This is a genomic window from Myxococcota bacterium, from assembly GCA_039030075.1.
GTDB lineage: Bacteria > Myxococcota_A > UBA9160 > UBA9160 > SMWR01 > JAHEJV01.
The window spans coordinates 1-17,196 of sequence record JBCCEW010000028.1 but is presented as its reverse complement, the minus strand read 5'-3'; the positions used below and the strand labels follow the sequence as shown (position 1 = coordinate 17,196).

The window sequence follows — 17,196 nt, the reverse complement described above, 5'->3', positions numbered from 1 at the left end:
GTCCCCATGCCCCACGCACTCGGATCGCAGCGTCCCCTCGGTCTGGGCTATTGGCCGCTGCCCGAGGACGATCCGGGCGTGACCCTCGGCCGGGAACCGATCCGCCTGGTCACCGCCGACGGTGCGCTCGTGCGCGGCGTGCTGTGGACGCCTCCTGCCGGCGAGCCCTGGAAGACGGCGGTCATCCTCAGTCACCCCCGCGGCGACTTCTCGGTGCACTACGCCTGCCCCCTCCTCGCGGCGGCCGGCTACGCGGTCTTCGGCTTCGCCACCCGCTACCTCAACAACGACACCGACTGTCTCCACGAAGCGCTGGTCCGCGACGTCGAGACCGCGGCGGCCGAGATGCGTCGGCGCGGCGCCGAAGCCGTCTTGCTGCTCGGGAACAGCGGCGGCGGCTCACTCATGGCATTGGCCCAACAGGAGACCGGCTGCGGAGACGCCTGGATCGGGATGGCCGCGCACCCCGGCGAAGGGGTGTTCATGCTGCAGGTGATCGACCCATCGGTCGCTGACGAGTCGGATCCCCACGCCGTGGTCCCCGAACTCGACATGTACAACCCGGACAACGGCTGGCGGCCCTGGCCCGAGCCGAGTCACTACGACCGGGCCTGGCTCGACGGCTATCGCGCGGCCCAGCGGGCGCGGGTGGCGCGCATCGACGCGAAGGCCCAGCGCTCGATCGAAGCGGCGCGCGACGCGCGAAAGACGCTGAAGGGCTTCGACGCCGAGCAGGACCCGGCGGGTTGGCGTCACTGGCGACAACGCGCCGTCGCCGGAGAGGTGCTCACGATCTACCGCACCCTCGCAGACCCGGCCTACCTCGACCCGACCATCGACCCCGACGACCGACCGTTGGGCTCGCTCTTCGCCTTCCCCGATCCGCTCGACGCCAACTACGGCCGCGGCGGGCTGGCGCGCACCATGACCCCTCGCGGCTGGCTCTCGACCTGGTCCGGCCTCTCCTCGAAGGCGCGCCTCGCCGACACCCTGCCCTCGGTGAAGGTGCCCACCCTGCTCGTCCACCCCACGGCGGACACCGAGATCCGGCTCTGTCAGGCCGAGGAGATCCGCGCGGCAGCGGGTGCGGACGACGTGACATACGTTCTGATGCGCGGTGCCCCGCACTACCTCGAAGGCCATCGCCCCGAGGCGCTCGCGCGCGTGGCCGAGTGGATCGGCGCGCGTTTCCCCTGAGCCCTCGGGCTCCCACCCCCCAAAGGAGTTCCCCCATGAAGCTCGGCGTTCTGCTCGGCTATTCCGGCAAGCGGGTGTCCATCGACCTGGACCCGATCCGCTCTGCCGAATCCCTCGGTTTCGACTCGGTCTGGACGGCCGAGGCCTACGGCTCGGACGCGGTGAGCACCGCGGCGTGGGTCCTGGCCCAGACCACGAAGATCAAGGTGGGCACGGCGATCATGCAGATGCCCGCGCGCTCCCCGGCCTGCACCGCGGGAACCGCGATCACCCTCTCCCAACTCTCCGGCGGTCGCTTCCTGCTGGGACTCGGACCCTCGGGCCCCCAGGTCGTCGAGGGCTGGCACGGCGTGCCCTACGGCAAGCCCCTGACGCGAACCCGCGAGTACGTCTCGATCATCCGCAAGATCGTGGCCCGCGAGGCGCCGGTCGAGCACGACGGCGAGCACTACCAGCTGCCCTACCAGGGACCGGGTGCCACCGGTCTCGGCAAGCCGCTCAAGGCGATCGTCCACCCGGACCCGGACCTCTCGATCTACACCGCCTCGATCTCGCCGAACGGCCTGCGCTGCGCGGCGGAAGTGGCGGACGGCGTGATCCCGGTCTGGATGAACCCGGACCGATTCGACCTCTTCGAGAAGTCGTTCGCCGAGGGCTTCGCGAAGGCCGGCGGTGGCAAGTCCCTCGCGGACTTCGACATCGCGCCCTTCGTCACCGCGGTGGTGGGCGATGATCTCGAGGCTTGCCGGATGCCCGTGAAGGGCATGCTCGCGCTCTACGTGGGCGGCATGGGCGCGAAGGGCAAGAACTTCTACAACGACTACACGAAGCGGCTCGGCTACGAGGAAGCCGCCGAGAAGATCCAGGACCTCTACCTGGCCGGCTCCAAGGCCGAGGCCATGGCCGCCGTCCCGGACGCACTGGTGGACGAGATCGCCCTGGTCGGCCCGCCCGATCGGGTCCGCGACCGTCTTTCGGCCTGGAAGGAAGCCGGCAAGAAGGGCCACGTAGGCTCGATGCTGGTGGCGGGCACGAACGCCGCCACCCAGCAGCTGCTGGCCGAGACGTTGCTCTAGACGTCAGCGCTCGGCGATCGGAGGGACGCATCGGCCCAGATTCGTAGTTCCCCCAGGGAAAAACGACGGAATCGGACCCGATTCCTACGAATGGACACTCGAAGCGCCCTCGCCACGCGATTTTCGCGTGCGCGAGGGCGTTTTCCATCTACACTCTGGCGCTCAGTGACCCGAGTGGAGAGGGAAACGGCGTCCCGAACGCCAAACCCGACTCTCCTCCAGAGACTCTGCACCCATTCCCTGGCCTGAAACGGCCAACTTCGATTCTCGAGAACCACGATGGACCAGAAGATGACGACCGGCGGCGAAAAGCTCATCCAATGCCTCGAGCGAGAAGGTGTCGAGTACATCTTCGGGCTCTCGGGCGGTGCTGCCCTGCCCATGTTCGATGCGCTCGCCGACTCGAAGATCGAGCTGGTCCTCGTCCGCCACGAACAGGGCGCCACCCACATGGCCGACGGCTACGCCCGCTCCACGGGCAAGCCCGGCGTGGTGCTCGTGACCTCGGGACCGGGCGCGACGAACACGGTGACTGGCCTGCTGACCGCGCTGATGGACTCGGCGCCGATGATCGTGATCAGCGGCCAGACCATCTCGCCCATGCTCGGCAAGGATGCCTTCCAGGAAGCCGACGTCACCGGCATCACCTACCCGGTGGTCAAGCACTCCTACCTCGTGAAGGAAGCGGCCGAGATCCCGCGGATCGTCCGGGAGGCCTTCCACGTCGCGACCACGGGCCGGCCCGGGCCGGTGCTGATCGACGTGCCGAAGGACATCGGCCAGGGCCCCTGCGACGCCCCGTTCACCGACGAACTCGACCTGCCGGGCTACAGCATCCCCGCGCGCGGCGATACCGACGCGATCGCCGAGATGGCGCGCCATCTGTCAGCGAGCAAGAAGCCACTGCTCTACGTGGGACACGGCGCGGTGATCGCGGGCGCTGGCAAGGCGATCACGAGCCTCGCCGAGAAGCTGCGCGCCCCGGTGGTCAATACGCTGCTCGGCAAGGGGGCCGTCGACGAAACCCACCCGCTGCACCTGGGCATGCTGGGCATGCACGGGACGGCGTACGCGAACAAGGCCGTCGCCGACTGTGACTTGATCATGGCGATCGGCGCCCGCTGGGACGACCGCATCACGGGGAAGCTCGAAGAGTTCTGTCCCGACGCGGTCAAGCTCCACATCGACATCGACCCCGCGGAGTTCGACAAGATCGTGAAGCCGGATGTGTCGGTGCTCGGCGACGCGCGACTCGTGGTGGAAGACCTGATTCCGCTGGTCGAGATGGCCGACACCCAGACCTGGCTCGCCCAGTGCGAGCGCTGGCGCAAGCAGTACCCGCTCAAATACCCGAAGAAGGGCGGACTGCGTGCCCAGCACGTGCTCGACCGGCTGAACCACATCAGCGGCGGCGACGCGATCATCACCACCGACGTCGGCCAACATCAGATGTGGGCCGCCCAGTTCTGCCTGACCCGCAACGGACGTCAGTGGATCAGCAGCGGCGGCGCCGGGACGATGGGCTTCGGCTGGCCTGCGGCGATCGGCGCGAAGTTCGCGAACCCGGACCAGAAGGTCTGGGCCGTGGTCGGCGACGGCGGCTTCCAGATGACGCTCTGCGAGCTCGCGACTGCCCAGATCCACAAGATCGCGGCGAAGTGTCTGGTGGTGAACAACAACTACCTGGGCATGATCCGCCAGTGGCAGGAGCTCTTCTACGAGAACCGGCTGTCCGGCGCGGACCTCGTCGGCAATCCGGATTTCGTGAAGCTCGCCGAGGCCTACGACGTGAAGGCGTTCCGCATCAAGCGCGCCGGGGACGTCGACCGCATCCTGCAGGAGGCCCACGATTACGAGGACGGCCCCTGCGTCGTCGTCGCCGAAGTCGTGAAGGAAGACAACGTCTTCCCGATGATCCCGGCCGGCGCCGCGGTGAAGGACATGATCATCGAGCCTCCGAAGGAGAAGCTCGAGAAGCCCACCGGCAGCACCTGAGCCGACCCCGCCCTCTTCTCTTCGCAGACACTCAGGAGACACGATGAGCGCTGCACCCGCCCTGCCCCAGAGCGACGTCGATACCCACGCCATCTCCGTGTTCGTGAACAATCAGCCCGGCGTCCTCGTGCGCGTGGCGCTGGTGTTCTCGCGGCGCGGCTTCAACATCGAGAGCCTGGTGGTCAGCCCCGGCGTCGAGGGCCGCTTCTCGCGCATGACGATCACCTGCACCGGCCGCGCCGAAGATCTCGGCCAGGTCGTGAAGCAGCTCGCGAAGCTCGTGGACGTGGTCCATGCCATCGACCACACCGCCGACCAGACCTACTCGGTCGAGATCGCATTGATCAAGCTCGACTGCAGCCTCGAAGACCGCACCCAGATCCTGCAGATCGCCGAACACTACAAGGCGCGCGTGGTCGACTTCGGCCGCGAGGCGCTGATCCTGCAGGCTCACGGCTCGAGCGAGAAGCTCGACGCACTGATCGAGCTCTTGCGTCCGTTCTCGCTGGTGGAGCTGGTGCGTTCCGGAAAGCTCTTGATGGCCCGCGGCGAGAGCGTCACCTAGCGCGTACGCGCCTCAGCGACCGCGCGCGGCCGCCTCGCTCAGTCCGTAACGAAGCAGGTAGGCGGCGATGCCGACATCGATCCCGCCGGCCAGGAATGCCAGCGCGTAGTCCGTCGCGACCCGCAGGTAGGTCTCGTCGTCGAGCCCGGTACCGGTGAAGCCCACGTGGGCCAGCGCAGTCGGCGCCTGCAGCCAACTGCCCATCAACACGAGCCCCGTCGCCATCAGCGCCCAGAACGCCAGGCGGAACGCGACCCCCCAGCGCAGCGCCAGGAACGCCGCGAGGACCAGGGGCAGCGCCGTCCACACCAGTGGATTCGTCGGCGTGTAGAAGGAATCCCCGCCGAAGCGGATCCAGACCACCCGCCCCATCGCCCAGCTCAGCACCGGCACGGCGATCGCAGCCGCGATCCACACCCAGAGCACGCGGTCCGCCCGCGGCGGCCAGCCGTGGGACACGTGCTCCGCGGGCGTGTAGCGCAGGAATCGGAGTTTCACTTCCAACGCTCCTGTTGGAAATGGAACGCGCTAGGACCACCCCTGCTCGAGATCCTCGATCGTCTGGGTGCGGAGCCGACGCCCCGCCGTCCAACCGCCGTCGACGGTGAGCGCGTGGCCGGTGACGAAGGACGCGTCGTCCGAAGCGAGGAAGAGCGCGCACGAGGCCACTTCTTCGGGCTTCCCGAATCGGCCGAGCGCATGCCAGTCCTGCATCTGCTGCTTGACGTCGCCGAGCGCTTCTTGACCGAGCAGCGCCGTGAGCGGTGTCTCGATCAGCCCCGGGCACAGGCAGTTCACCCGCACGCCGAACTCGGCGTAGTCGAGGGCCATGTTCTTGGTCATCAGCACCACGCCGCCCTTCGAGGCGTTGTAGGGCAAGGAACCGCTCATCCCCTCGAGCCCTTCGACGCTCGCCAGGTGAACGATGCTGCCCGCGCGCTGCTCGATCATCGCCTGCAGCACGTACTTCGCGACGAGGAAGGAGCCCTTGAGGTTGATGTCGACGACGCGGTCCCACTCTTCCGCGTCGAGGGCGTGGGCCGGGCCACCGCCCCCTACCCCCGCCGCGTTCACGAGGATGTCGATCCGACCCTGGCGCTCGCGGACGCGCCCGATGGCGGCGGCCACCGAGGACTCGTCACGCACGTCGAGCCCGTCTTCGAACTGGGAATCCGCAGCTTGTGCGACCACGCGCTCCCACGCGGCCGCATCCACCGGCTTCTGCACGTCGAGCCCGGCGATCACGGCGCCCTCGCTCGCGAAGCGCTCGGCGCAAGCCGCTCCGATCCCCGATGCCGCTCCGGTAATCACGGCGATGCGTCCTGCCAGTCGTCCCATCTCGCGTCTCCTTCGTGTGGGCGGCGCATCGCGCGACGCCGACGGCAGGGTAGGCTCTTCCTCCGCCCGAGGGCAGACACGGAGCGATTCCTGGACACCACGACCTTCGCCGGCCCGCTCTGGCAAGACCACGCGCTGGCGCCCGAGCTCGAGCGCGCGCTGGCCGACGAGAACCAGCTCGTGCTGATCGGGCCGCCGGGCGACCCGGAGGTCTGGCTCGGGGTGCCCCATCACGCGCCGATCGGCGTCGAGCGGATCGCCCTCGAGCGCCCGGAGGGATCGCGCATCGCCGACGAGAATGCGGTGCTCTACGCCCTGGTCTGCCTCGAGGCCCTGCTCGCCGCCGGCGTCCAGGCACGGCTGGCCGTCGCGTCCCAGGCGCGCGACCACGACCCCAACAAGGACCCGCGGAGCGTCTATTGCCAGGCCCTGTGGCATCAACCCGCCGCGCTCCTCGTCGAATGCCACGGGGCCGGCAGCCACGCTCCCCACGAACTCGAACTCTCGGCGGGAGCGAACCGGCGGAGCGACCCGCTGGGGTTCGGCCAACGCCTGGCAGAGGCGCTGGGCCCGGGGTTCCACCTCGCCGCACAGTCCGAGCCCGGCGTGCGCCACGGCTGGATCCTCGACGCGGACCAGCGCGCCGCCCCCACCCAGCTCCGCTACCCCGCCCTGCGCACCCGATCCCTCGAAGCCGCCGCCGAGCGGGGCATGGCCGCGTTCCACCTGGAAGCGAAGCTGCGGTTTCGCAGCGCGGGTCCCCGGCTCGGCGTCCCGACCCCTTCCGGTCGCCGCCTCGGGCTGGCCCTCGCCAGCGCGATCCGCCAGCAGTTGCCCGCCCGGGATGGTGCCCATCCCATGCGGTGATAGGGTTCGGCTCCATGCAGCCCATTCGCGCCGTACTCTTCGACTTCGGCGGGGTCTTCACCGCCTCGCCGTTCCACATCTTCGTCGAAGCCGCCGCCGAACTCGGCGCGGCCCCGGACCGTGTGCTCGACCACGTGTTCGGCCCCTACGACCGCGACACGGACCATCCCTGGCACCGCCTCGAACGCGGCGAGATCGGGCTCGGAGACGCGCGAAACGCGATCATGGCGCGAGCGGCCGCGGATGGTCTGGAGTTCGATCCGCTGCAGATCCTGGCGCGCCTCGCCGGCGGCGAAGGCGTCCGAAAGGACGTCGTCGCGAGCGTGGAAGCGACTCGACGGGCCGGCTGCAAGACGGCGCTCGTCACCAACAACGTGGTGGAGTTCCGGGCGAGCTGGGAGGCCAGCCTGCCGGTCGGCGACCTCTTCGACGTCGTCGTCGACTCGAGCGAGGTCGGCGTTCGCAAGCCCGACCCCATGATCTTTCATCTCGCGTTGGAGCAGCTCGGCGTCGAAGCCGGCCACGCCGTGTTCCTCGACGACTATCCCGGAAACATCCAGGCGGCCGAAGGCGTCGGGGTACGCGGCATCCTCGTCGAGCCGGACCCGGGTCCCGCCCTCGCCTCCCTCGCGGCCCTGCTCCCCGATCCGGCCGCGACGCGTTGACGCCGAGCGACACCACCCCGGAAGCGGGGCCGCCGGCCCGAACCTCACTGGGCGAGGTGCTAGTCGCGCTCGTTCCCGACGCACGCCTCGTGTCGATCGAAGCACTGGGTTCGGGACACATCCACGACACCTATCGGGTGCGCCTCGCGGACACCGCGCGCGGCGACCTGGTGTTCCAGCGCATCAACACCGCCGTCTTCCCGGCCGCCGAACGGCTGGCCACGAACCTCGAACGCGTCACCCGCGCGCTCGCGGCAAGCCTGACACGTCGGGCGCTCGACCAACCCGAGCGACGCTGCCTGCGTCTGATCGAAGCGCCGGACGGACGCACCCACCTGCAGGACGCCGCAGGGCGTTGGTGGCGTGCGTTCCCCTTCATCGCGGCCAGCCACGCGTCCGACGCACCGGCCCACCCGGATCAAGCGCGCGCCGCCGGTCGCGCGTTCGGCGGCTTCCTGGCCGATCTGTCGGACCTCGACGCCAGCCAGCTCGAGGAAACGATCCCGCACTTTCACGACCTGGGTGCACGCCTCGCCACCCTCGACGCCACCGAGCGCGAGCTGGCCCCCAAAGCCGCCCGGGAGGAGGCCGACGCGTGTCGCCGCCTGGCCGAAGCCTTCCCCGCCCGCTGGGAGTCGGCGTTGCCCCTCCGCCCGGTCCACAACGACTGCAAGTTCAACAACCTGCTCTTCGACGACGCGACCGGCGAGGCGCTTTGTGTCGTCGACCTCGACACGGTGATGCCCGGGCGGGCGCTCTACGACTTCGGAGACCTGGTTCGCACCGCGTCCTGCACGACGCCGGAGGACGAGCCCGATCCCAGCCGGGTCGGCGTCGATGCGCCGCTCTTCGCGGCCCTCGGCGAGGGATTCGTGGCGGGGACCCGTGGCCAACTCGCCCCCGAGGAGGTCGCGAGCCTGGCCGTCGCGGGCCCGCGAATGGCGCTGGAGAACGCCGTCCGCTTCCTGACCGATCACTGGCAGGGCGATCCGTACTTCCGGGTCCACCGTCCGGGCCAGAACCTCGACCGCTGTCGGGCCCAGCTGGCCCTGGGCCACGCCTTCCTGACCGAGCGGAGTGCCGCCGAGGACCGCTTCGCTGCCCTGGCCCGGGAACACGCCGCGGGGTGATCCGGGGGCGGACGTGGGTATGCTCTCGGGCCCGCCGCCCTGTCGGCTCCGGCTCCACCCACCAGGTTCCCGATGTCCTTCCCTCCCCCGGCCCGCCCCGTCCTGATCGCCGCCCTGCTCGTCGTCGCCACGGCGGCCGCGTCGGCCCGGGCGGACATCTGCAGCGATCTGACCGACCACGCCAACGAGGTGCGGCTGATCTCCGGGGAGTCCCGCCGGGCAGGAGACGACCTGACGAAGGAGCAGGTCGAGCGCGTCTCCGAGATCGCGGAGAAGCTCCAGAGCACCGGCAAGAACCTGGCGACGGGTCCCGCGACGAACCGCGAGGTGAAGCGCCTCGCCCGCGCCGTGGACTACGCAGCGCGCGACGCCAGCGCCTCGCTGAAGCTCGATCCCCTGCTCTCGGATCAGCTCGAGAGCCTCGACGAGCTCGCCGCCTCGGTCGAAGCCTTGCTGGAGCATTGCCAGTCGGCCGGCGATACGCCCCGCTTCGAATGCGACGCCATCCTCAAGCGCTCGCGCGAGTTCGCCGTGCTCGCGAAGCATCTCCGCAACCGGAACCTCCCGCTCGAGCCGAAGGCCACCCAGGCCCTGCGCAACACCGGGACCCAGATGCAGAACCTGGGAGCGCGGATGGCCCAGGACGCCAACGCTCCCGCGGACGAGCGTGTCCTGTTCGAGAAGCTCGGAGTCTCCGCCGGCGCCATGGTGGGAAAGCTCGACGGCCCCCCGCGCCAGCTGAGTCCGGCCCTGCAGAACCTGAGCGAGGACCTCAAGAACCTCGGGACCCGCTGCCGGAAGACCAACGCGGGCTGAGGGACGGCTAGCGCTGCGCCCGGGACGACTCCCAGCTCGGAATCCGCGCCGCCCGATAGGCGTGGGTCCGGTGGAAATCCGGCACCGCGCCGCCCACCGGATCGGCGGCATAGTGCCGGCCCGCCTCGATCGCGAAGGCTGCGATGGCATCGATCGGCTCGGGAAACCAGTGCCGCGGTACCCGGGCCTCGTGTCGCCAGCGTCCCTCGCGGACCTCGAGACGGCACTCGATCGGGGGCTGCGCCAGCGCGTCGTCGAGCTCGCGCGGCCCGGAGAAGCGCAGCGCCAGATAGTGCCCCGCAACGCCGAGCTCCAGCTCGAGGTAGCGCCCGTCGCTGGCCCGGAAGAAGCACTCGACCACATCGAAGGTCCACAGGCGGTCGACGCGTGTGCCCGGCGGTGCGTCCGGCGCGAGCGCTGCGGCGTGCACCGGGCCCTCGGCGACCACGACCATCGCTTCGGGCGTGGCCGTCAGCGCGGCAACCAACCCCGTGCCTCCGGGTACCGCCGCGCCATCCCAACTGCGATCGATCGGGAGCGTGAGCGCACCCGGGGCCCCCGGCACCTCGCGCACACCGGCTCCGTCTCCCACGCCCGACCGACTTCCCACGACCGAAGGGTGCCGGGAGAGGGCGTGCCGGCGCCAGCGCAACGAACGGTTCCCCCACCCGCCGGGATGTGGGAAACTCTCCACACTTCGACGGCTTCGCGCCGGATCTGCAAAGGAATCTCTCATGGCTTTCCTCACAAGGATGCGGGGAATGCTCCCGGGAGCCCTGGGCCTGTTGGGAACCCTCGGCATCTGGGTGCTGGTCGCGTCCACGGGTCACGCCGCCGTCCTGGAGTACACCGGGACCTACGGGGTCCGTTTCTCGAACTTCGGTGGGTTCGAAGTCACCCAGACGGGCACCGGCGTCGCCATCGTGAACGGCCCAGGCGGGAGCCTCGGTGCGCTGAACTCGCTCGAGCTGATCACCCCCTTCGCGGAGATCAACACGACGGTCCCGGTCACCGACCCGACCGTCTCGATCCTGATTCCCGAGATCCAACTCGACGGCGTGAAGATCAACCCGGCGGTCCAGGGCGGCCTGTTCGCGCCGATCTCGGCCGTGGCGGGCAACCCGACCCAGATGCTCTCCGAGAACACGCTGCCCGGCGCCGGCGTGATCCGTCTCTGCCAGGTCATCGGGTGCGCCACGGCCATCTCCCAGACGCTCAGCCAGACCGTGAGCGGGATGGCGATCGGAGCCGGCATCGGCGGATCCTTCACGATCGGCGGCGCGGGGCCCACCCGGATCACCGTGATCGGCGCGCCCTGGACCGTGAACACGGCCACGGTCAGCAACCGCACCCCACTCGGCGGCCTCGAGAACGTCACGGCCATGGGCTTCGCCCAGGGCCCCGCGGCGATGTCCGGCTCGACGGCCCAGGTGGGGGGGATGGTCCAGCTCGTGACCGCCACCCAGACCACGTCGATCGGCATCCCCGGCAACAACGACATCAGCGGCCAGCTGACGCGGGTGACCCTCCAGTTCACCCCGGAGCCCGGCGTGCTGCTGCTGTTCGCGAGCGGCGCGCTCGGCGTGCTCGTGATCGGCCGGCGGCGCATCCGCTCCTGAACGAGGCCTCCCGTTCCCAGCCGCTACCATCGAGCGATGGACATGGGGACCCGGGCACGGCGCATGCGACACCAGGGCCTGCGCATGGCGCTGGTACTCGCGGCCGTGCTTCCCTGGCTCGCCTGCACGACGGCGGTGAACCCGGCCACCGGGCGTCGCGAAGTCGTCCTGATGACGCCCGAGGACGAGCAGCGCATCGGCGACCAGGCGAGGCGTGAGATCCAGAGCAGCCTCGGTCTGGTGCGCGACGAGGAGCTCGTCGCATACGTGCAGGAGATCGGTGATCGCCTCGCGCAGTTCTCTCCGCGACGCGACGTCCAGTACACCTTCTCGATCGTCGAACTCGACGAGCCGAACGCCTTCGCGTTGCCGGGTGGGCACATCTTCGTGTCCCGCGGCTTGATGGTGCTGGCGAACAGCGAGGCGGAGCTCGCCCACGTGATCGGCCACGAGATCGCGCACGTCGCGGCGAAACACTCCGCCAACCGCGACGCCCACGCCAAGACCTTCGGCATCGCCACCCTGATCAGCGACATGCTGAGCGGCGGGGGCGAACCGATCCACGAATCGGAGACGGCCGGCGCGAACCCGATCGCCCGCTACGCCCGCAACCAGGAGCGCCAGGCGGACCTGATCGGCCAGGAGATCGCGACCCGAGCCAACGTGGAACCCACCGGGATGGCGCGCTTCCTCACCGCCCTCGACAACTACACGAAGCTCTCCCAGGGCTTCTCGATGCCCCAGACCTACTTCGCCACCCACCCCGCACTGCGCGAGCGCATGGCCGAAGCCGCCACCCGCGCCCAGACCGAGGCATGGCGACAGCGCGGCGACGCGCCGCCGGGTCTGCAATCCCAGCAGCGCAGTCTCGAAGAGGACCGAGACATCTACCTCGATCGCATCGAGGGGATGGCGGTGGAGCGACCCGCGAGCGAAGGCGTCTTCGTCGACGACCGCTTCCTGCACGCCGACCTCGACTTCACCCTGCGCTTCCCCCACGGCTGGACGACCCGCAACGAAGCGAGCTGGGTGGGCGCCTTCGCGCCGAAGCGTGACGGCGTCGTGGCCCTCGAGCTCCAGGGTCCGGGAAACGACCCGGCCCAGGCAGCGGCCGACTATGCGACCCGCGAAGGTCTGAAACTCCAGGGCGCCACACCGGTCAAGATCGGCGAGCTGAACGGCTTTCGCGCGGTGTCGGTCATGCCGACCGCGTTCGGCCCGCTGAAGGCCGAGATCACCTGGATCGCCCACAACGATCTGGTCTACCGCCTGATCGGCGGGATGCAGTCGGGCCAGCTCCGCAAGTACCAGGGTCTGTTCCGCAAGTTCGCCCAGAGCTTCCGCCCCCTGTCGCGCGAGGAGTCCGGCTCGGTCGCCGAGCTGCGGCTGCGCACCGCCTTGGCCCTGCCCGGCGAGACCCTGCCCGAGCTCTCCGAGCGCACGGGCAACGAGTGGGACCTCACCTTCACCTCGGTCGCGAACGGCATCTTCACCCACGAGCCGCTGGCCCCGGGCCAGCGCGTGAAGATCGCCGTGCGCGAACCCTACGTCCCCGACGCGGCGGCCCCCAGCGAGTGAGTTCGGCGTGAGCCGACGCGACGCCTCGCGCCGTCGCCGCCCGCCTCTGGTTCCGGCGCCCGATCCTCGACCATGAGCACGTCGCGGCGGGACTATCGGCCCGAGATCGACGGGCTGCGCGCGCTCGCCGTGCTGGCGGTGCTCGTCTACCACGCGAAGTTCAGCATCGGCGAACGCACGCTCCTGACCGGCGGCTTCCTCGGCGTCGACGTGTTCTTCGTGATCTCGGGCTACCTGATCACGACGCTGGTCCTGCGTGACCTCGAGGCGGAGCACTTCTCCCTCGGCGACTTCTACACGCGCCGCGTACGCCGACTCCTCCCCGCCCTTGCCGTCGTGCTCCTGTGCTGCGTGCCGGCGGCGGTCGTCTGGCTCCTCCCCGAGGAGCTGCTCGCGTTCACCCGCAGTCTGCTCGCCACGAACCTGTTCGTCTCGAATCTGTGGTTCTGGAGCGAGGACCCCTACACGGCAGCGCCGAGCCTGCTGAAGCCGCTGCTCCACACCTGGAGCCTTGCGGTCGAGGAACAGTTCTACCTGTTGTTCCCCGTCGCGTTGGCCGGGCTCTGGGCCCGTTCGGCCGAGCGCGTCCCCGCGGTCCTGATCGGCGCGGCGGCCGCGTCCCTCGCGCTCGCGGAGCTCGGCCCTCGCCTGGGTCTCGCCGAAGCCGCCACGGGGTTCTTCGCGCTGCCCCAGCGTCTCTGGGAACTCGGGGCGGGCGCCTGGCTCGCCAGCCGCGAAGCCCGACGCGCGGCGCCCGTGAAGCCGCGACGGGGCGTCCCGACGCTGGGATTGCTCCTCGTCGTCGCGAGCTTCTTCCTCTTCGACGACGCGACGCCCCACCCCTCGCTGTGGACCGCGATCCCGGTGCTCGGCGTCGTCCTGCTCCTCGCGAACCCGGGGGCCGACCCCTGGGTCACGGCCCTGCTGCGCTGGCGGGTCGCCAGCGGCATCGGACTGATCTCCTACTCGCTCTACCTGTGGCATCAGCCGGTCTTTGCCTTCTCACGGATCGCCACCAGCGGGGAGCTGCCGACACAGGCGAAGCTCGCGCTCGTGGCCGTCTGCATCGGAGCCGCCGCGCTCACCTGGAAGTGGGTCGAAACGCCGTGCCGCGACGCGGCGCGTGTGCCGCAGCGTCGCTTGTTCACGGGAGCCGCCGCCTTCTTGCTCGCGTCGACGGCCTTCGTTTTCGCCGCGCATCTCGGCCACGGCTGGCCCCAGCGCTTCCCGCCCTGGCTGCAGTGGATCGCCGACCCGACCCAGCAGATCCAGCTCGAGCAGGACGGCGCGATCTGCAACCGGCGTCGGGTCGACGAAGCCTGTCGGTTCGTCTCGGGCGCGGAACCCCGTGAGCGTTGGTTCCTGGTGGGCGACTCGAACGCGAACCGGCTCGGACTCCCGCTCTGGGAAGCGCTGCGCGAGCGGGATGTCGAGTTCGTCCCCTTCGTCGCGAACGGGTGCTACTACGCGCCCGGTCTCTCGACCCGCAACGACGGTCGGCCCCAGTGCCACCGCAGCGTGAACCTCGAACGCCAGGCCCTCCTGCTCGAGAGCCCGCCGGCGACGGTGGTGTTGTTCGGCGCGCTTCCGGCCTACTACCACGGAGGCTTCCGCGATCCGGAGCTGCCCCCGATCTCCATGGAAGCCCCCAGCGTCGACGACGAAGACGGACGCCAACGCGCGATTCGCGCCAGCGTCACGGAGAGCGTGCGTGCGCTCCTCGACGCCGGTCACCGGGTGATGCTCGTGTATCCGACGCCCGAGCCGGGCTACCCCGTCGCGCGGAGACTCGCGGCCCTGCCTCGCTGGGCCGCCATCGCGCGCCCGCCCCCCGAGATTCCACGCGGAGTGCCCCAGACCGCGTTCCAGCAGCGCACCGCCCCGATCGAGACCCTCTTCGACGGGCTCGGCGAAGCCTCGGGCCTCGTCCGCGTCCGCCCCGAGACCCACTTCTGTGTCGATGGCCTGTGCCGCATCTTCGACGAGGACGTGTTCTACTTCGCGGACGCCTTCCACCTCTCCCTGGACGGTGCCGCGGTCGTCTCTCGCGCGATCGTCGAGGCCGCCCCTGGCCCCTGGCCGCCTCCGGAGGGACCCCGCCGGGATGACCCGCGCTGAGGTCACGGCCGGCCGCACGGCGGCTTCCTCGCCCCCTGCCACGCGCGTCCTGATACGATGGCGCCCGGGAAGGGGAACCTGACAGCGGCGTCAGGGGCCCTCGCATTGGTGCGCAAACGGCCCCTCGTTCCCTCGGCGGGGCCGAGTTTCGGAGCTGCTGTCATGCGTCTCGCGTCCCTCGTGTGTCTCGTGCTGCTGAGCCTCGCCGGCCCGGCTTTCGCTGTCACCAACCCGTTCAGCTACTCGGTCCAGGACTTCTCTATTCCGGAGCGCGGGATCGGCGACGACTTCGAGGATGGCTCCCTCGGATCCGACTGGTTCAACACCTTCGGCACCGCCGCCGAGGGCGGCGGGGGCGTGACATTTTCGGATCCGGGCCAGAGCGGCTTCCTCGACCCGCTCAACGTCGACTCGGACAGCAGCGGCATCTCGGGTTTCAACAGCGTGTTGAACAACGGTGGTTCCTTCACGGCCACCTCGATCTGGCTGCCCGAGGTTCCCGCGCCCGGCACCAGCTACACGATGGCGCTCGGCTCCTTCGATCTGGGCTCCAACCTCACATCGATCTCCATCGGGATCTCGAACACGCTCACCAGCGTCGCCAACCGCCTCGACGGGACCGGCTTCTTTGCCGGACTGCAGGTCAACATGCTCCAGATCACGCGGGATGCGTCCAACCAGGTCACCTCGTTCGACGTCTCCAGCAACCCGTTCGTGGAAGGCGACATCGCAGGCGCCATCCTGCTGATGATCGCCTTCGACGACCTGACCAATGAAGTCCAGGCGTCCTACAGCCTCGACAACGGAACCACCACGAACGCGTTCGCGCCGGTCAACTGGACGTTCCCGGGCGGGTCGTTTTCGCTGCTTGGCACCAGCACGGTGCCCGAGCCGAGTACCGCCCTGCTGGTGATGGTCGGGCTCGCGGGGATCGCGCTCCGCAGGCGCTAGGCGCCACGCACGCTCCGCACGGCGTCGATCACGGCGTCGTGGATCGGACCACAGGTCGCCACCACGCCCTGATTCTGGGCCAGCGTCGGTCCGTGGCGGAAGTCGAGGGGCTTGCCGTCGGCATCCGTCACGCGTCCGCCCGCGCATTCGACCACGAGACTTCCCGCCGCGTGATCCCAGATCTTCTCCTGGTAGTCGGCGCGGGTCGGCAGCCGCAGATAGATGGAGGCATCGTTCCGGGCCACGGCCGCGTACTTGCACTGACTGTCGATCCGGAACGGCTCTTGTTGGATCCCGAGGGTCTCGGCGATGCGCGCCGACTCGCTCTGGTTCGAGTGAGCCGACTCGACCGACTCACAGAAGCGGGCTTCGGCGGGAGACGCGATCGCCGCTACCGAAACTGGCGTCACGGGCGCCGACGCATCCCACAAGGAGGTGACCTGGGTCGTCTCGCCGCGCACCGCGGTGAAGAGCGCCCCCACCCCGTCACCGAGGGGCAGGTTCGGACAACCGAGGAGACCCATCACCACTTCGCCCTCCTCGAGGAGCCCGAGAGCGATGGCGTACTGCTCGCCGCGGAGGAAACCCTTCGTGCCGTCGATCGGATCGAGGGTCCAGTAGCGCGCGCTGCGCGCGTCGGCGTTGCCGCGGTCGATCCAGCCGAGGACGGTGTCTTCGCTCAGGGAATCGCCCTGCTCCGAAGCCACGTGAGAGACCACCCCGGCGCGGAGCTCGGCCTGCGAATCCTCGCGCAGGGACGCCGAGTCCTCCTCGCCCACGACCGGGTCGTCGGGCAGGCTCTCTTCGAGCGCCGCGCACACGATCGCCTGGGACGCGAAGTCGGCCACGGTCACCGGGGACTTGTCCTTCTTCTCCAACGTCTCTGGCGCGACCATGCGCTTCTGGACGGCCTGACAGACGCGGGCCGCCGCGCGGACGGCCGACACGGCGATTTCGAGCTCGTGGGCTCGGGACATGGGCTGGGTTTCCTCCGGGAGCGTGGGCGCGGCGGAGCATGCCCGCGGCGCGGGGCGGTGTCCAGCGGCCCGTTCCGGCCGTGAGCCGCCTTCCACCGGCCTCCAGGTGCCTGAATTGGGAACGAGACGTACAGTATCGGAATTCCGCTCCCCGGGCGGTGGACCGACCGACCGCCCCGCACCGAGGTCCCGCGTGGCCGCAGAGAACCCCGCCGCCAGCGCTGCCGGTCGCCCGCGCAGCGAGGAAGCCCACCAGGCGATCCTGGACGCCACGCTCGCGCTGCTCGCCGAGCACGGCTATTCG

Annotated in this window: 16 protein-coding genes; 12 read left to right on the top strand and 4 right to left on the bottom strand. The window is 69.8% G+C overall.

The genetic code is table 11. The features are described 5' to 3' along the window. Positions 1 to 6 precede the first annotated feature (6 nt). The 4 genes from AAF430_22435 to ilvN all read left to right on the top strand — a co-directional run bounded on the left by AAF430_22435 (position 7) and on the right by ilvN (position 4,833). Positions 7 to 1,197 (top strand): alpha/beta hydrolase, encoded by a 1,191-nt coding sequence (locus tag AAF430_22435; GenBank protein MEM7413007.1) that lies wholly within the window; start codon positions 7 to 9, stop codon positions 1,195 to 1,197. Between the two features lie 35 nt (positions 1,198 to 1,232). Continuing rightward, complete coding sequence (locus AAF430_22430; protein MEM7413006.1) at positions 1,233 to 2,273, top strand: LLM class F420-dependent oxidoreductase; 1,041 nt, start codon at positions 1,233 to 1,235, stop codon at positions 2,271 to 2,273. 279 nt (positions 2,274 to 2,552) lie between these two features. Then, complete coding sequence (gene ilvB / locus AAF430_22425; GenBank protein MEM7413005.1) at positions 2,553 to 4,268, top strand: biosynthetic-type acetolactate synthase large subunit; 1,716 nt, start codon at positions 2,553 to 2,555, stop codon at positions 4,266 to 4,268. A 43-nt stretch (positions 4,269 to 4,311) separates the two neighbouring features. Beyond that, the gene (gene ilvN, locus AAF430_22420) at positions 4,312 to 4,833 is read left to right on the top strand and encodes an acetolactate synthase small subunit (GenBank protein ID MEM7413004.1); all 522 of its coding nucleotides are present in this window, start codon (positions 4,312 to 4,314) and stop codon (positions 4,831 to 4,833) included. Between the two features lie 12 nt (positions 4,834 to 4,845). On the opposite strand, the gene AAF430_22415 is transcribed toward ilvN, so the two are convergent. Then, positions 4,846 to 5,331, bottom strand: a complete 486-nt coding sequence (locus AAF430_22415) for a hypothetical protein (GenBank protein ID MEM7413003.1) — start codon at positions 5,329 to 5,331, stop codon at positions 4,846 to 4,848. Positions 5,332 to 5,361: 30 nt separating this feature from the next. After that, the gene (locus AAF430_22410) at positions 5,362 to 6,171 is read right to left on the bottom strand and encodes an SDR family NAD(P)-dependent oxidoreductase (protein MEM7413002.1); all 810 of its coding nucleotides are present in this window, start codon (positions 6,169 to 6,171) and stop codon (positions 5,362 to 5,364) included. 180 nt (positions 6,172 to 6,351) lie between these two features. Here AAF430_22410 and AAF430_22405 point away from each other — a divergent pair, with 180 nt between their 5' ends. The 4 genes from AAF430_22405 (at position 6,352) to AAF430_22390 (ending at position 9,649) form a co-directional block, all read left to right on the top strand. Further along, complete coding sequence (locus tag AAF430_22405) at positions 6,352 to 7,038, top strand: hypothetical protein (protein MEM7413001.1); 687 nt, start codon at positions 6,352 to 6,354, stop codon at positions 7,036 to 7,038. A gap of 14 nt (positions 7,039 to 7,052) precedes the next feature. Next, the gene (locus AAF430_22400; protein ID MEM7413000.1) at positions 7,053 to 7,703 is read left to right on the top strand and encodes an HAD family phosphatase; all 651 of its coding nucleotides are present in this window, start codon (positions 7,053 to 7,055) and stop codon (positions 7,701 to 7,703) included. 89 nt (positions 7,704 to 7,792) lie between these two features. After that, positions 7,793 to 8,833 (top strand): aminoglycoside phosphotransferase family protein, encoded by a 1,041-nt coding sequence (locus tag AAF430_22395; GenBank protein MEM7412999.1) that lies wholly within the window; start codon positions 7,793 to 7,795, stop codon positions 8,831 to 8,833. A gap of 72 nt (positions 8,834 to 8,905) precedes the next feature. Continuing rightward, on the top strand, positions 8,906 to 9,649 hold the full coding sequence (locus tag AAF430_22390) for a hypothetical protein (protein MEM7412998.1): 744 nt from the start codon (positions 8,906 to 8,908) through the stop codon (positions 9,647 to 9,649). Positions 9,650 to 9,656: 7 nt separating this feature from the next. On the opposite strand, the gene AAF430_22385 is transcribed toward AAF430_22390, so the two are convergent. Further along, a complete protein-coding gene (locus tag AAF430_22385; protein MEM7412997.1) occupies positions 9,657 to 10,259 on the bottom strand; it encodes a hypothetical protein in 603 nt (200 codons plus the stop codon). Between the two features lie 151 nt (positions 10,260 to 10,410). Between AAF430_22385 and AAF430_22380 the strand changes: the two genes are divergently transcribed. From AAF430_22380 to AAF430_22365, 4 genes are all read left to right on the top strand, one after another. Next, entirely contained in the window at positions 10,411 to 11,268 is an 858-nt protein-coding gene (locus AAF430_22380) for a PEP-CTERM sorting domain-containing protein (protein ID MEM7412996.1), read from the top strand. 36 nt (positions 11,269 to 11,304) lie between these two features. Next, positions 11,305 to 12,846 carry a M48 family metalloprotease gene (locus AAF430_22375; GenBank protein ID MEM7412995.1) on the top strand — a complete coding sequence of 514 codons (1,542 nt, stop codon included), beginning with the start codon at positions 11,305 to 11,307 and terminating at the stop codon, positions 12,844 to 12,846. Positions 12,847 to 12,918: 72 nt separating this feature from the next. Then, positions 12,919 to 14,964 (top strand): acyltransferase family protein, encoded by a 2,046-nt coding sequence (locus tag AAF430_22370; GenBank protein ID MEM7412994.1) that lies wholly within the window; start codon positions 12,919 to 12,921, stop codon positions 14,962 to 14,964. A gap of 162 nt (positions 14,965 to 15,126) precedes the next feature. Then, positions 15,127 to 15,915, top strand: coding sequence for a PEP-CTERM sorting domain-containing protein (locus tag AAF430_22365; GenBank protein MEM7412993.1), 789 nt, complete (start codon positions 15,127 to 15,129; stop codon positions 15,913 to 15,915). On the opposite strand, the gene AAF430_22360 is transcribed toward AAF430_22365, so the two are convergent. After that, positions 15,912 to 16,892: a 3'(2'),5'-bisphosphate nucleotidase gene (locus AAF430_22360; GenBank protein MEM7412992.1), complete on the bottom strand. Its 981-nt coding sequence runs from the start codon at positions 16,890 to 16,892 to the stop codon at positions 15,912 to 15,914. The two genes, AAF430_22365 and AAF430_22360, sit on opposite strands and share 4 nt — an antisense overlap. Positions 16,893 to 17,196: the final 304 nt, after the last annotated feature.

Excerpts from the sequence above, each read along its gene's own strand:
- AAF430_22380 (MEM7412996.1), top strand. The coding sequence starts at position 10,411 with ATGCTCCCGGGAGCCCTGGGCCTGTTGGGAACCCTCGGCATCTGGGTG.
- AAF430_22360 (MEM7412992.1), bottom strand. The coding sequence starts at position 16,892 with ATGTCCCGAGCCCACGAGCTCGAAATCGCCGTGTCGGCCGTCCGCGCG.
- AAF430_22375 (MEM7412995.1), top strand. The coding sequence starts at position 11,305 with ATGGACATGGGGACCCGGGCACGGCGCATGCGACACCAGGGCCTGCGC.
- AAF430_22370 (MEM7412994.1), top strand. The coding sequence starts at position 12,919 with ATGAGCACGTCGCGGCGGGACTATCGGCCCGAGATCGACGGGCTGCGC.
- ilvN (MEM7413004.1), top strand. The coding sequence starts at position 4,312 with ATGAGCGCTGCACCCGCCCTGCCCCAGAGCGACGTCGATACCCACGCC.
- ilvB (MEM7413005.1), top strand. The coding sequence starts at position 2,553 with ATGGACCAGAAGATGACGACCGGCGGCGAAAAGCTCATCCAATGCCTC.
- AAF430_22410 (MEM7413002.1), bottom strand. The coding sequence starts at position 6,171 with ATGGGACGACTGGCAGGACGCATCGCCGTGATTACCGGAGCGGCATCG.
- AAF430_22435 (MEM7413007.1), top strand. The coding sequence starts at position 7 with ATGCCCCACGCACTCGGATCGCAGCGTCCCCTCGGTCTGGGCTATTGG.
- AAF430_22430 (MEM7413006.1), top strand. The coding sequence starts at position 1,233 with ATGAAGCTCGGCGTTCTGCTCGGCTATTCCGGCAAGCGGGTGTCCATC.
- AAF430_22400 (MEM7413000.1), top strand. The coding sequence starts at position 7,053 with ATGCAGCCCATTCGCGCCGTACTCTTCGACTTCGGCGGGGTCTTCACC.
- AAF430_22365 (MEM7412993.1), top strand. The coding sequence starts at position 15,127 with ATGCGTCTCGCGTCCCTCGTGTGTCTCGTGCTGCTGAGCCTCGCCGGC.
- AAF430_22390 (MEM7412998.1), top strand. The coding sequence starts at position 8,906 with ATGTCCTTCCCTCCCCCGGCCCGCCCCGTCCTGATCGCCGCCCTGCTC.